Source organism: Bradyrhizobium sp. USDA3010 (assembly GCF_056429065.1).
Map to the genome: position 1 here is coordinate 94,165 of NZ_JBWJZD010000007.1, position 13,596 is coordinate 107,760.

The 13,596-nt window shown below is 65.3% G+C and carries 14 protein-coding genes; 7 read left to right on the forward strand and 7 right to left on the reverse strand.

The window, feature by feature from the left end; translation table 11 throughout:
• Nucleotides 1-27 precede the first annotated feature (27 nt).
• Nucleotides 28-183 (reverse strand): hypothetical protein, encoded by a 156-nt coding sequence (locus tag AC066Y_RS13565; RefSeq protein ID WP_173637640.1) that lies wholly within the window; start codon nucleotides 181-183, stop codon nucleotides 28-30.
• A 465-nt stretch (nucleotides 184-648) separates the two neighbouring features.
• Here AC066Y_RS13565 and AC066Y_RS13570 point away from each other — a divergent pair, with 465 nt between their 5' ends.
• A complete protein-coding gene (locus tag AC066Y_RS13570; protein WP_478274307.1) occupies nucleotides 649-2,346 on the forward strand; it encodes an NAD-dependent malic enzyme in 1,698 nt (565 codons plus the stop codon).
• A 64-nt stretch (nucleotides 2,347-2,410) separates the two neighbouring features.
• Here AC066Y_RS13570 and AC066Y_RS13575 read toward each other — a convergent pair whose 3' ends face one another.
• The gene (locus tag AC066Y_RS13575) at nucleotides 2,411-3,514 is read right to left on the reverse strand and encodes a trypsin-like peptidase domain-containing protein (RefSeq protein WP_478274308.1); all 1,104 of its coding nucleotides are present in this window, start codon (nucleotides 3,512-3,514) and stop codon (nucleotides 2,411-2,413) included.
• 226 nt (nucleotides 3,515-3,740) lie between these two features.
• Here AC066Y_RS13575 and AC066Y_RS13580 point away from each other — a divergent pair, with 226 nt between their 5' ends.
• Entirely contained in the window at nucleotides 3,741-5,081 is a 1,341-nt protein-coding gene (locus AC066Y_RS13580) for an MFS transporter (protein ID WP_478274309.1), read from the forward strand.
• Between the two features lie 18 nt (nucleotides 5,082-5,099).
• Nucleotides 5,100-5,483, forward strand: a complete 384-nt coding sequence (locus AC066Y_RS13585; RefSeq protein WP_478274310.1) for an SPW repeat protein — start codon at nucleotides 5,100-5,102, stop codon at nucleotides 5,481-5,483.
• On the opposite strand, the gene AC066Y_RS13590 is transcribed toward AC066Y_RS13585, so the two are convergent.
• Entirely contained in the window at nucleotides 5,480-5,752 is a 273-nt protein-coding gene (locus tag AC066Y_RS13590; protein WP_478274311.1) for a hypothetical protein, read from the reverse strand. The genes AC066Y_RS13585 and AC066Y_RS13590 overlap by 4 nt on opposite strands.
• 208 nt (nucleotides 5,753-5,960) lie before the next feature.
• Between AC066Y_RS13590 and AC066Y_RS13595 the strand changes: the two genes are divergently transcribed.
• On the forward strand, nucleotides 5,961-6,194 hold the full coding sequence (locus tag AC066Y_RS13595; protein ID WP_176530157.1) for a hypothetical protein: 234 nt from the start codon (nucleotides 5,961-5,963) through the stop codon (nucleotides 6,192-6,194).
• A 160-nt stretch (nucleotides 6,195-6,354) separates the two neighbouring features.
• Nucleotides 6,355-6,516: a hypothetical protein gene (locus AC066Y_RS13600; RefSeq protein WP_478274312.1), complete on the forward strand. Its 162-nt coding sequence runs from the start codon at nucleotides 6,355-6,357 to the stop codon at nucleotides 6,514-6,516.
• 61 nt (nucleotides 6,517-6,577) lie between these two features.
• On the opposite strand, the gene AC066Y_RS13605 is transcribed toward AC066Y_RS13600, so the two are convergent.
• From AC066Y_RS13605 to galE, 3 genes are all read right to left on the reverse strand, one after another.
• Complete coding sequence (locus AC066Y_RS13605; protein WP_212310131.1) at nucleotides 6,578-7,279, reverse strand: fumarylacetoacetate hydrolase family protein; 702 nt, start codon at nucleotides 7,277-7,279, stop codon at nucleotides 6,578-6,580.
• A 36-nt stretch (nucleotides 7,280-7,315) separates the two neighbouring features.
• Nucleotides 7,316-9,127, reverse strand: a complete 1,812-nt coding sequence (locus AC066Y_RS13610) for an ABC transporter ATP-binding protein (protein ID WP_478274313.1) — start codon at nucleotides 9,125-9,127, stop codon at nucleotides 7,316-7,318.
• 108 nt (nucleotides 9,128-9,235) lie between these two features.
• Nucleotides 9,236-10,249 carry a UDP-glucose 4-epimerase GalE gene (galE, locus tag AC066Y_RS13615; protein WP_478274314.1) on the reverse strand — a complete coding sequence of 338 codons (1,014 nt, stop codon included), beginning with the start codon at nucleotides 10,247-10,249 and terminating at the stop codon, nucleotides 9,236-9,238.
• Between the two features lie 137 nt (nucleotides 10,250-10,386).
• Between galE and AC066Y_RS13620 the strand changes: the two genes are divergently transcribed.
• A complete protein-coding gene (locus AC066Y_RS13620; protein ID WP_478274466.1) occupies nucleotides 10,387-11,427 on the forward strand; it encodes a glycosyltransferase family 4 protein in 1,041 nt (346 codons plus the stop codon).
• Here AC066Y_RS13620 and waaF read toward each other — a convergent pair.
• A complete protein-coding gene (gene waaF / locus AC066Y_RS13625) occupies nucleotides 11,409-12,473 on the reverse strand; it encodes a lipopolysaccharide heptosyltransferase II (protein WP_478274315.1) in 1,065 nt (354 codons plus the stop codon). The two genes, AC066Y_RS13620 and waaF, sit on opposite strands and share 19 nt — an antisense overlap.
• Nucleotides 12,474-12,608: 135 nt before the next feature.
• On the opposite strand from waaF, the gene rfaD reads away from it, so the two are divergent.
• Nucleotides 12,609-13,589, forward strand: a complete 981-nt coding sequence (gene rfaD, locus AC066Y_RS13630; RefSeq protein ID WP_478274316.1) for an ADP-glyceromanno-heptose 6-epimerase — start codon at nucleotides 12,609-12,611, stop codon at nucleotides 13,587-13,589.
• Nucleotides 13,590-13,596 lie beyond the last annotated feature (7 nt).

Here is a 13,596-nt window from a genome sequence, read left to right on the forward strand (position 1 = left end):
GGGTGTGAGCTGTGAAGCGCAACGGCATCAGTCGCGTTCGAAAACCTTGGCGCCGGGGTAGACGCGCCGGGCATAGGCGACGACCCACTCCCGGTCCTGGGTCTCCAGGAACGGCGTTCGGATCGTGCATGATCCGACGACGAGGTGCCACAGGCCGTTCAGCTTCTGAATGTTGACGATCATGTGAATGTTCCTCGATAACCCGCGTTCCCAGTCGACACTTACTACTCGTGATAGTCCCGCGCTTCATGCCTCGGTGCAGTGATCCCGATCACAGATTTCGGAACACTTTTTGCGCCCGCAGTCGTTGGTCGCCCGTTGGAGTGGCCGCAAGTATAAAAATCGCCCGCCATCGCTCAACTGTACGAGCGTAGGTACAGGCATCACAAGGAATCAGAGAGGCCATACCAAGGTATGTTGATGTCTGTCCGGAGGCGCAGCGGGAGTGCGTTGCCTCAGTCCGGATGAGCGCTGATGGCCGCCTCGCCGAAACTCCACCGGGCTGATGCAGTCTTCTACGAGGTCCATCTCGCCGGCCGCGACGTCGGCGCCGTTCAACTTTGCGCAGCATGACGTCTTCGCGCTCCGATCCGTTACACGGGCGTGATAGAGTCCGATCCGGCGTTTCGCATTGAAGGAGATCTTGCCATGTCGGAGACTACTGGAGCTTTTGCGACGACTGCGCTGAGCGGTTACGAGCTGTTGGCCGATCCGCAGTTGAACAAGGGCACGGCGTTCTCCGAGGCCGAGCGCGAGGCATTCGACCTGCATGGCCTGCTGCCGCCCAATATCTTGACGCTGGACGAACAGGTCTCGCGCCGCCTCGAGGCGCTGCGCGGCTACGAGACCGACATCGAGCGCTATGCCTTTCTGCGCGAACTGCAGGACACCAACGAGACGCTGTTCTACGCGCTGCTGGTCGAGAATCTCGAGGAGCTGTTGCCGATCGTCTACACGCCGACCGTCGGCGAGGGCTGCCAGAAATTCAGTCGGCTGTTTCGCAAGCCGCGCGGGCTGTTCCTCAGCATTCCGCACCAGCACCGGATCGACCGCATTTTCGCCCATCCGCGCTTCGATCATGTCGAGGCGATCGTGGTGACCGACGGTGAGCGCATCCTCGGCCTCGGCGACCAGGGCGCCGGCGGTATGGGCATCCCGATCGGCAAGCTCTCGCTCTATACCGGCTGCGGCGGCCTGCACCCGGCGACGACCTTGCCGATCCTGCTCGATGTCGGCACCGACAATCCCGACTGCCTGGCCGATCCGCTCTATATCGGCTGGCGCAACGAGCGCGTCCGCGGTCAGGCCTATGACGACTTCATCGAGGCGTTCGTCTCGGCGGTTGTGAAGCGCTGGCCGCGCGTCCTGTTGCAATGGGAGGATTTCGCCAAGAACAACGCGACGCGCATGCTCGAGCGCTATCGCGACCGGCTCCTCACCTTCAACGACGACATTCAGGGCACCGCGGCGGTCGCGACCGGCGCCTTGCTCTCCGCGATCAACGTCACCGGCGTGCCGCTGACCGAGCAGCGTGTCGCGGTGTTCGGCGCGGGCTCCGCCGGCTGCGGCATCGCCAGCCTGATCCGCGCTGCGATGATCGACGCCGGCCTGTCCGAGAGCGAGGCGGCGAAGCGCTTCTTCATGGTCGACCGCGACGGACTGCTGCTCGAGGGCATGAGCGGGCTCGCCCCGTTCCAGTTGCCGTTTGTCCAGAGCAACCAGGCGATCGCGGGCTGGCAGCTCAACCATCCCGACAAGATCGCGCTGCTCGACGTCGTGCGCAACGCCAGGCCGACCGTGCTGATCGGCGTCTCCGGCCAGGCCGGCGCGTTCTCCGAACCGATCGTCCGCGCGATGGCCGAGTGCAACAAGCGGCCGGTGATCTTCCCGCTGTCCAACCCGACCTCGCGCGAGGAGGCGACGCCTTCCGATATCGAAGCGTGGACCGAGGGACGGGCGCTGATCGGCGTCGGCAGCCCGTTCCCGCCGATCACGCGCGACGGTGCGCGCTTCAAGGTCGACCAGACCAACAACTCCTACATCTTCCCGGGTGTCGGTGTCGGCGCGCTCGCGGTCGGCGCCAGCCGGGTCAGCGACGGGATGTTCATGGCTGCCGCCAAGGCGCTGGCCAGCGTCTCGCCGGCCCGCAACAACCCGAAGCACAATCTGCTGCCGCCGGTCAGCGCGCTGCGCGATGTGTCGCTGACGGTGGCGCTGGCGGTCGCGCTGCAGGCGCACAAGGAAGGGCTCGCCAAGGATATTCCGATCGACCAGGTCGAGGCGCGCATCCAGGCCAAGGTCTGGACGCCGCGCTACGTGCCGTATCGGCGCAGCACGCAGGGTTGACGGGCGCAAAGCCATCCGCTGTGTAGGAGCGACGCGGACGCGTTCGCTTGAGAATAGTTTATGTCTAGCGCAGCCGATTCCCGCCGGCCAGCGCGCCGCTTTGCTCAAGCGGCGGCGCCACCCTCACCACCGCGCTGGCGGCGGCGCCGTCGCGCAGCAGCGTGAATCTCACGTCCTGGCCGATGCGGGCCAGGCCGATCAGATTGCGCAGCTGCGCCGCCGTGCGGATCGGGCGGTCGTCCGCCATCGTAATGACGTCGCCCTTGCGCAGGCCGGCTCGTTGCGCCGGCGAATCCGAGGCAACCTCGGCAACCAGAGCGCCTTCGGTGCGGCCCTTGTTGCTGGACGGGTGGAGGTCCTGCAAGGCGACGCCGATGCGACCACGCTCGACCCGTCCGGTGGCGACGATCTGTTCCATCACGCGCCGCGCCATGTTGACCGGGATTGCAAACCCGATCCCGACATTGCCGCCGGCGGGCGAGATGATGGCCGAGTTGATGCCGATGAGCTCGCCGCGCAAGTTGACCAGCGCGCCGCCCGAATTGCCGGGGTTGATCGCGGCGTCGGTCTGGATGAAGTCTTCATAACCCTGCTTGCCGAGCCCGGTGCGGCCGAGCGCGCTGACGAGGCCCGAGGTCACGGTCTGGCCGAGCCCGAAGGGATTGCCGATCGCGAGCACGAAGTCGCCGACCTCGAGCGTGTCGCTATCGCCGAGCGCCAGCGCCTTGAGGCCGCCCGGGTCCTGGATTCGCAACACGGCGACATCGGTCGGCGGGTCGCGCCCGATCACCTTGGCGGAGAACTGGCGGCCGTCCTTGGTGGTGACCTGGACCACGGTGCTGCCTTCGACGACGTGATTGTTGGTCAGAACATAGCCACGCGGCGCATCGACGATCACGCCGGAGCCGGTGGCGTTGACCTCCTTCTCGATCTGCTTCGGGATGTCGAAAAACTCGCGGAAGACCGGGTCGCGGTAGAGCGGGTTGTCCTCGCGAATCCGGCCGTGCACGGAGATGTTGACGACAGCCGGCGTGATCTGGCGGACCAGCGGCGCCAACGTCGGGACCGAGCCGCCGGTCCTGACATCCGGAATCTGGCCCGCGGCGGGACAAGTCGCGGACAGCGCCAGTAAAAAGAGACTGATCGAGAACGAACGTATCCGAACCATCTTCGTCACCTCGGTTTTCGCCTAAGTTCGAATTTGGAAAACTTTGTGGCCGCGCGCCGCCACTGTTTTTCCTTCGGTGCCGCTGCCCGGCGCCGCTCACGATCGACTAAAGTTCTAGCCTGCGCGTTCCATTCTGTTGGAACCTTCGCTGCCGCCATGTCGTTCGTACTCAAACGACCCGAACAGTCAAAATCCATCCGGGGGCTTGTCCGAGGGAGATGCTCCCATGACGACGCTTGGCCTCGACTCGACCCAACTCACGCCATCCGAGCATCAGCGTCAGCTGCGCCGCGCGGTGATCGCCTCCACGATCGGGACCGCGATCGAGTGGTATGACTTCTTCCTCTACAGCACCGTCACCGGGCTGGTTTTCGCAAAACTGTTCTTTCCGCATTCCGACCCCTGGGTCGGCACGCTGGAGGCTTTCGCCATCTATGCTGTCGGCTTCATCGCGCGGCCGATCGGCGCCGCGATCTTCGGCCACTTTGGCGACCGCATCGGACGCAAGTCGACGCTGATCGCGACGCTGCTGTTGATGGGACTGGCGACCGCGGCGGTCGCATTGGTGCCGACCTATTCCAGCATCGGCATCTGGGGCGCGGTGATCCTCACCGTGCTGCGTTTCATCCAGGGTGTCGGCGTCGGCGGCGAATGGGGCGGCTCGGTGCTGATGTCGATGGAATGGGCGCGCAACGATCGCTCCCGCGGCCTGATCGCGTCATGGCCGCAATTCGGCGTGCCTTGCGGGCTGTTCCTCGCCAATCTTGCGGTGTTGGCGTTCAGCCAGATGTCGGGCGACCAGTTCCTGGCATGGGGCTGGCGCGTTCCGTTTGCGCTCAGCATCATTCTGGTCGGCGTCGGCCTCTACATCCGGCTCGGTATTCTGGAGACACCGGTCTTCGCCAAGCTGGTGGCCGAGCGTCAGCTCGACCGCACGCCGATGCTGACCGTGATCCGCGACCATCCGAAGGAGATCCTGCTGTCCGCCTTCGCGCGGATGTCCGAGCAGGCGCCATTCTACATCTTCACCGCCTTCGTGTTCTCCTACGGCATCGGCACGCTGCACGTGTCGCGCGACTTCCTGTTGACCGCGGTGCTCGCGGCCTCGGTTCTGTCGTTCGTCTCGATCCCGCTGTGCGGGCATATATCCGATCAGATCGGCCGCAAGAACATGTACATGATCGGCGCTGCCGTGACCGGCGTGTTCGGCTTCATCTATTTCGCGATGCTCAACACCGGATCGGCAACGATCGTCTTCCTCGCGATCTTCCTGTCGCTGATTCCGCACGACATGCAGTACGGCCCGCAGGCCGCCCTGATCGCCGAGAGCTTTACAGGCCGCCTGCGCTACAGTGGCGCCTCGCTCGGCTATCAGCTCGCTTCCGTGATCGCCGGCGGTCCGGCACCGCTGATCGCGACCTGGCTGTTCGGCACGTTCCACTCGGCGACCGCGATCGCGGCCTATATCGCGGCTTGCGCAGTCATCACGCTGGTCGCGACCGCGCTCATGACCGACTACACCGGCCGGGACATCAACGCGCCGGACGCGCATCAGCAGCGGGCTTGAGGAGCAAGGGAGCAATCGATGATGAAATGGCGAAAGGAATCGGCGCTCGATCTCTATAACCTCGCAGCAGCGATCTTCCTGCTCGCGGCACCGTGGCTGTTTGCGCGGGCCAACCCGACGGCGGCGATCGATCTGAGGATCAGCGGTGCCGCGATCGCGATCATGTCGCTGGCGGCGATCTTCGCGTTCTCGATCTGGGAGGAGTGGATCAATCTGTTCGTCGGATGCTGGCTGATCGCCTCGCCTTGGCTGCTCGGCTTCACGCACACCCGCGCGATGCATTTTGCCATCGCGGCGGGTGCGGTGGTCGCATTCATGGCGCTGCTCGAGCTGTGGCTCGAGTACGAGAAGACGCATCTTGGTCCGGCCGCAGCGCAGGACCAGGGGAGCATTAGAAGCTAGCAGCCGCGGCAAATGCCCTTGATCTTGCGGTCGACGATCGCGTCCTCCTGATCGATGATCTGCTGCGATGCCGACGCCGCTGCCGGAACGTCGGCAGCGCGCGGCTGGCGATGACCGACGGGCGCCGACCATGGCCGCGTCGCGGTTTCATTTGAGGCAAATGCACGGGGCACCTGGACCGTCGCCTGCGCGAAGCAGGAGGTCGTCACTGCCACTGACAGGATTGCAGCCAGGCCAAGTCTTTTCCCGAGTCGCCGAAGATCGATCATGAGAATCTCCATACAGTCATCGCCGCGTTTGCGCGCGGCCTTGATGAAATGGAGTGCCTCTCGCGTTCTGGTATTCCCCGGTCCATCGAACGTGATGAGGTCGCTCGCGGTTCGGTGATCGCGCGTGATGAAATAATTATCCGGCATCCACAGTCATTGGTCACAGGAGCCGAGCTTGGTCGGCTTCATCCACGTGCGGAGAAACCCGATGACCAAATTGACCTTCGTGACGCTTGCTCTGGTTGCGGCAGCTGCGTTCTCGGCTCAGGCCTCGGCCGCCAGCAACAATGCTGCGGTGCGGCGCGCCCATGCTTCGATGACGACGACAACGACGACACCGGTCAGCAGCAAGACGACTGATTGCGTGCGCGCGCCGAACGTCGGATCGTTCGCAACCGCGCCCTTCACCGAGCCGCCCTGCATGCCCGGCACGATGCGCTGACCACGCGCAGCGGAAAGCCCCGGACCTCTGGTCCGGGGTTTCCCGGGCGATGCGATGTCGCCCGGAAGTGGCCGCGGAATGGGCGTGACCCACCTCACAGCCAGGCCGGTGCGATCGTGCGAAGCGTGCGGCGTCGGAGCTGGCGCATGGTGCCCGGCCCGTGGGCGCGAAACTGCCCCCGGGCGGTTCGGGCGGCCCGCATCGCCAGCCGGTCGATCCGCCGCCCTATCTCGGAACGGGTTACAGCGGTGACAGTGCCGGTGGCAGCGGAGGCGGCGGATATCTCGGCGACCCCAACTATCCCGGCCACGAGCAGTTCTGAAAAAGCAACGGCCCCGAACCAGGTTCGGGGCCGCGGTCTGCTGGTGGATCGGATCCGGAGTCTACTCCGGCTTGCCGATCGATACTTTCAGCGTGCCGACGCCATCGACGCCGCATTCGAGCTTGTCGCCCACCTGCAGCTGCGAGACGCCGGCGGGCGTGCCGGTCATGATGATGTCGCCAGCGGCGAGCTTCACCTGCTGCGAGAGCTGCCAGATGATCTCAGGCACATTCCAGATCAATTCGGTGAGGTCGCCCTTCTGCGCTTCCTTGCCGTTGACGGTGAGCCAGATCTTGCCGCTGGAGGGGTGGCCGATCTTCGAGGCCGGCTGGATCGCGGAGCAGGGCGCGGAATAGTCGAACGACTTGCCGATCTCCCAGGGCCGCTCCTTCTTGCGCGAGGCGATCTGCAGGTCGCGGCGGGTCAGGTCGATGCCGACTGCATAGCCGTAGACATGCTCGAGCGCCTTGTCGGCGGGAATGTTGAGCCCGCCGCTCTTCATCGCCACCACCAGCTCGACCTCGTGATGCAGGTCCTTGGTCAGCGGCGGATAGGGGATCGTCGCACCATCCGGCACCAGCATGTCGGCATGCTTGCCGAAGAAGAACGGCGGCGCACGCTCGTCATTGCCCATCTCCCTGATATGCTCGAGGTAGTTGCGGCCGACGCACCAGATGCGGCGGACCGGATAGACGCCGGATTCGCCGACGACGGGGAGCGAGGGCTGCGGGGGAAGCGGGATGACGGTGGAGGCGGCGTTCATGTGGGTCTCGCTGCTCTTGGGGTGGATTTGATCGGTCTAGCCGGTGGCGCTGATCGGCGCCAATGCCAGCGGCGACGGGTCGTGGTGGTGCTGCAGGCGGAAGAACGAGGCGTAGCGGCCACTGCGGCGCAGCAGCTCGTCGTGTCGCCCGCGCTCGACGATCTCGCCGCCCTCGACCACCAGGATCGCGTCTGCATGCATTATGGTGTGCAGGCGGTGCGCGATCACGATCGTGGTGCGGCCCTGGCAGAGATGCTCGATCGCCTCCTGCACCTGCTTCTCGGACTCCGAGTCGAGCGCGGCGGTGGCCTCGTCGAGCAGGATGATCGGCGCGTTCTTGACCAGCGCACGGGCGACCGCGATGCGCTGGCGCTGTCCGCCGGACAGTTGCGTGCCGTGCTCGCCGACCGGCGTGTCGTAGCCGAGCGGGAAGCTCATGATGAAGTCGTGCGCGCAGGCGGCCTTGGCGGCGTCGACGATCTCGGCCTCGGTCGCGCCCGGCTTGCCGAAGGCGATGTTGGCGCGGATGGTGTCGCGGAACAGATAGACGTCCTGGCCGACATAGGCGGTCTGCCGGCGCAGCGACTTGCGTGAGACCGACAGGATCGACTGTCCGTCGATCAGGATGTCGCCCTCGCGCGTCTCGTAGAAGCGCAGCAGCAGGGCGAGCACCGTCGATTTGCCGCCGCCGGAGGGGCCGACCAGCGCGGTGACCTTGCCGGGCTCGGCCATGAAGCTCAAGCGGTTCAGCACCGGCTCACCGGGGCGATAGGCGAAGCTGACGTCGCGCAGTTCGATCCGCGCATCGGAGAGTTTGAGCGCCGGCTTGTCGTCGTCGGCCTGCTCGCTCGCGGGGCTGTCGACGACCTCGAGCAGCATCCGCGCGCCGACCAGCTGGCTGTTGAGATCGATGTTGAGCCGCGCCAGGCGCTTGGCCGGCTCGGTCGCCATCAGGAAGGCGGTCAGGAAGGTGAAAAACTGGCCCGGCGTGGAACCGAGCGCCACCACGCTGTAGCCGCCATACATCAGGCAGCCGGCGACCGCGAAGCCGCCGAGCATCTCCATCAGCGGGTTGGAGCGGTTGGCGACATGCGCCATCTTGTTGGCGTTGCGCTCGACGATCGCGATGTTCTCGTCGATCCGCTGCTGCATGGTGTCTTCCAGCGTGAACGCCTTCACCGTGCGGATGCCCTGCAGCGATTCCTGCATCGTCTCCATGATGTCGGCGGTGCCGGTGAACTGGTTGTAGGCGAGGCCCTTGATCCGCTTCACCAGCTTGCGCAGCACCAGCATCGCCGGCGGCACCGCCACGAGCCCGATGAACGACATCAGCGGATCCTGCCATACCATGACGGCGACCATGCTGATCAGCATCAGGAAGTCGCGGCCGATCGCATTGACCAGCATGTTGAGCACGTCGGTGATCGACTTGGCGCCGGCTGTGAGCCGCGCCAGGAATTCCGACGAGTGCCGCTGCGAGAAGAAGCCGATGCTTTCGCTCATCAGCTTGGCGAATAATTGCCGCTGGTTCCGCGCCAGGATGGCATTGCTGATCTTCGACAGGATCACCATGTGGCCGTAGGTCGCCACGCCCTTGATGAACAGCAGCACCACGGTGACCCCGGCAAACATCGCGATGCCGGGGATGTTCTTGTCGACATAGGCCTGGTTGATCACCTGGCCGAGCACGTAAGTGGCGCCGGCCGTCGAGCCGGCCGCAACGGCCATCAGGGCGAACGCCGTCAGATAGCGCCGCCAGTAGGTGATCCCCTGTTCCGTGACCAGGCGGCGAATCAGGATCGCCGCGCCATAGGGATCGTCGGTAATTTTCTTTGGAAACTGAGCCATCCGCGTTCCATTGACGGCGGGCAGCGCCGGCCGTCAGGGTTGCGGACCTCCTTGCCCGCTTGGCGGGGCTTTTTCAAGCACAATAACTGCTTGATAACGGCTTGATTTTTAGGCCGATTCTGCCTGTCGCGCGGCGCCCCCGCGCTCCCGGAACAGCTTCTCCTCCCAGGCCAGCGCGTGGTTCGCGATGGTCTCGAGATCGTCGTAGCGCGGGGTCCAGTCGAGCAGCGAGCGGATCCGGGTGGTGTCGGCCACCATGGTCATGATGTCGCCGGGCCGGCGCGCGGCATAGGCGACTGCGAAATTGCGCATCGAGACCCGGCGCACCGCCTCGATGGTCTCGAGCACGGAATAGCCGCGGCCGTAACCGCAGTTCATGGTCACCGATTGCCCGCCGGCGCGGAGATAGGACAGCGCCGAGCGATGCGCCTCGACGAGGTCGCTGACATGGATGAAGTCGCGCACGCAGCTGCCGTCCTGGGTCGGATAGTCGGTGCCGAACACGTCGATCTTGGCGCGCTGGCCGGTCGCGGCCTCGACCGCGATCTTGAGCAGATGGGTGGCGCCGATGGTGGCAAGACCGGCGCGGCCCTTCGGGTCGGCGCCGGCGACATTGAAGTAGCGCAGCACGACGTAGCTCATGCCATGGGCGGAGGCGACATCGTGCAGCATGATCTCGGTCATCAGCTTCGACGAACCGTAGGGTGACAGCGGACGCGTCGGCGCGATCTCGGGCACCGGCACCTGCTCCGGATTGCCGTAGACGGCCGCGGTCGAGGAGAAGATGAAGCGGTTGACGCCGCCCTTCACCGCAGCGTTGAGCAGGCTGCGCGTCGTCATGGTGTTGTTGCGGTAGTAGCCGAGCGGATCGCGCATCGAGTCCGGCACCACGACCGAGCCGGCGAAATGGATGATGCTGTCGATGCCGTGCTGTGCGATCACACCCTCGACGAGGTTCTCGTCGCCGGCGTCACCGATGAACAGCGGAACACCTTCGGGCAGGAACGCCGAGAAGCCGGTGGAAAGATTGTCGACGACGACGACGCTTTCGCCGGCATCGACCAGCGCATGAACCATGTGACTTCCGATATAGCCGGCACCGCCGGTCACGAGCACGGTCATGGATAGAGCTCTCCCGATATCTTTAACCGGTGATGCTAGCGGGAGTGCGGTGAAGAGGGGGTTTCGCGGCGGCCGAACTGGCCACTATGCTTAATGTTGCGTATAGGAGCTGGCACGAAACGGAGACTTGCGTGCCGATCGAGAACACACCTGCCGGCGAGCTCGTGCTCATCGTGCCCAATCTGCACCGACGCTATTCGGGTGTCACCGCGACCAACCGCATGGTCGCGCCGAAGCTTGCCAAGATGTTTCGCGCAGCCTGGCTCGGCTCGCACCGGCCGGACGGCATCGACGCGATCGGATTTGCCGATCTCATGCGGCTGTGGCGGCGCGCGCGGCCGCTGATCTGGCACGCGCGGCGCAATGACGAGATGATTGTCGGGCTCTTGCTGCGCGCGCTGGGCTGGCCGCTGAAGCTGCTGTTCACGTCAGCCGCGCAGCGCCATCACACCTGGCTGACGCGCTGGCTGATCCGCAACATGGATGCGGTCATCGCCACCAGCCCGCTGTCGGCTTCCTATCTGAAGCGCGACGCCACCGTGGTGATGCATGGCGTCGACACCATCAGTTATGCGCCGCCAGCCGATCGCGCCAGCGCCTTCGCCGAGAGCGGCTTGCCCGGGCGCTACGCGATCGGCTGCTTCGGGCGGGTGCGCGCACAGAAGGGCAGCGACGTGTTCGTCGAGGCGATGTGCAGGCTGCTGCCGCGCTATCCCGATTTCACTGCGGTCATCGTCGGCGCGGTGGTGCCGGAGCAGCTGGCCTTTGCCAACGAGCTGAAGCGGAAGATCGAGGCTGCCGGCCTGCAATCGCGCATCATCATCACGGGCGAGCTACCGATCGAGGATGTCGTGCGCTGGTACCAGCGGCTGACGATCTACGCCTTCACCTCGCGCAATGAAGGTTTTGGCCTGACCTTGATCGAGGCGATGTCGGCAGGCGCGGCGCTGGTGGCCGCGCGCGCCGGCGCCGCCGAGTTCGTGGTCGAGGACGGCACGACCGGCGTGCTGACGCCGCCCGGGGACGCCAACGCGCTGGTGGCGGCACTCGAGCCCCTGATGCGCGATCCGGCCGCGGCCGCTTCGATGGGCGCGCAGGCACGCCAACGAGTTGTGGATAAGTTCAGCCTCGATGCGGAGGCGAACGCGATCGCGGCGGTCTATCGCGCGCTGATCTGAGCCAGCACGCGCTCGGCGATCCCGACGATGTCTTCGGGGGGGATGTCGCGCATGCAGCGATGGTCGTTCATGGTGCAGACCGTGCGCTGGCACGGCTGGCACGGCAGCTTGCTTTTGGTCTGCCGCACCGTGGCGGCGAGGCCGTTGAGGGGCGCCCAGAGATAGGGATCGGTCGGGCCGAAGATGCCCATGGTCGGGGTGCCGATTGCGGCTGCGATGTGCATCAGCCCGGAGTCATTGGTCACAGCGACGCTGGCTGCGGCCATCGCCAGCACGCCGTTGCGCAGATCGGTGCCGGTGAGATCGCGGACGCGCGCGCCGCCGACAGCGGCGATCTCCTGCGCCAGCGCCTTCTCGCCGGGGCCGCCAACCACCCAGACGTCGAAGCCGTGTTCGGCGAACAGCCGCGCGGCTTCAGGATAATAGGTCCAGCGCTTCGAGACCCCGACCGAGCCGGGTCCGAGTGCGATCGCCGGACCGGCGCCGAAGCCGTTGGCCTGCCGCCATCGGCCGACCTCGTCGGCGGGAACCCGCAGCTGCGGCACCGGCCATTCGGCCGGCCGAGGGGTGCCATCGGGCAGCGCCAGGATGGCGTTCTTGTCGATGAAGCGCGGCTGCTTCTTCTCGCCCCATCGCATCGCGTTGATCAGGCCGAACCGCGCCTCGCCGACGAAGCCGACCCGCTCCGGAATGCCCGCCAGCGCCGGTGCAATGGCGGCCTTCCAGGTGCGCGGCAGCACAAGCGCGGTGGCGTAATTCCGGGCGCGAAATTCGGCTGCGAGCGCCCGCTGCCGGGCCAGCGCCAGCCGGCTGCGCGGCAGGTCGAACACGACGGCGGCACGGACCCCGGGCATATAATCGACCAAAGGGGCGCAAAGCCGGCTGGTCAGGAGGTCGACCGGCCGGTTGGGCCAGCGCTTGCGGAGCACCCTGACCACGGTGTGGCCGCGCACGAAATCGCCGATCCAAACATAGGGCACGACGAGGATCGGTCTGGCATCCTCGGTATCCTGGGTTTCGATGTCAGATATTGAATCAATATTCATTTCTAAACAGGCCAAAGCCGGATCGGCGCGGCCAAGTCGGTAACCGGTTCGCGAAGTGAGGTAAAGCCGTCGTTGCCTGTGGCGCGGGAGTGAGGCAAAGCTGGCGGCTGCAAAGGAATCTGGCGGGATTTCATCATGTTTCTGGTAACCGGGGGCGCCGGTTTTATCGGATCGAACGTCGTGGCCGCGTTGAATGACGTTGGGCGTAGCGACGTGGCGGTCTGCGACATTCTTGGGGACGACGGCAAGTGGCGGAACCTGGCCAAGCGCCAGATCGCCGATTTCGTGCCGCCGGCCGAATTGATGGCTTGGCTGCAGGGCCGGCGGCTGGATGCCGTCCTCCATCTCGGTGCGATCTCGGAGACCACCGCGACCGATGGCGATCTGGTGATCGAGACCAATTTCCGTCTCTCGATGCGGCTGCTCGACTGGTGCACCGCGACTGGAACCCCGCTGATCTATGCCTCCTCGGCCGCCACCTATGGCGACGGCGACCAGGGCTTCGACGACGATGGTTCGGTGGAGGCGTTGAAGCGCCTGCGGCCGATGAACCTGTATGGCTGGAGCAAGAACCTGTTCGATCTCGCCGTCGCCGAGCGCGCTGCGAAAGGCGAACTTCTGCCGCCGCAATGGGCGGGGTTGAAATTCTTCAACGTGTTCGGCCCGAATGAATATCACAAGGGCGCGATGATGAGCGTGCTGGCGCGCCGCTTCGACGACATCAAGGCGGGCCGCGTCGTGCAACTGTTCAAGTCGCATCGCGAGGGCATCGCCGATGGCGATCAGCGCCGCGACTTCATCTATGTCGACGACGTCGTGCGGGTGATGATGTGGCTGGTCGCGACGCCGCGGGTCTGCGGCCTCTTCAATGTCGGCACCGGCAAGGCGCGCAGCTTCAAGGACCTGATCGTCTCGGCTTACGGCGCGCTCGGCCTGCAGCCGAACATCCAGTATGTCGACATGCCCGAGCAGATTCGCGGCAGTTACCAATATTTCACCCAGAGCGTCGTCGATCGTCTCGGGCGTGCCGGATACAATGGCGGTTTTACGCAGTTGGAAGACGCGGTCGGAGCCTATGTGAACGGCTTTCTCGATCGCGCGGATCGCTATCGCTAGAGCGGAT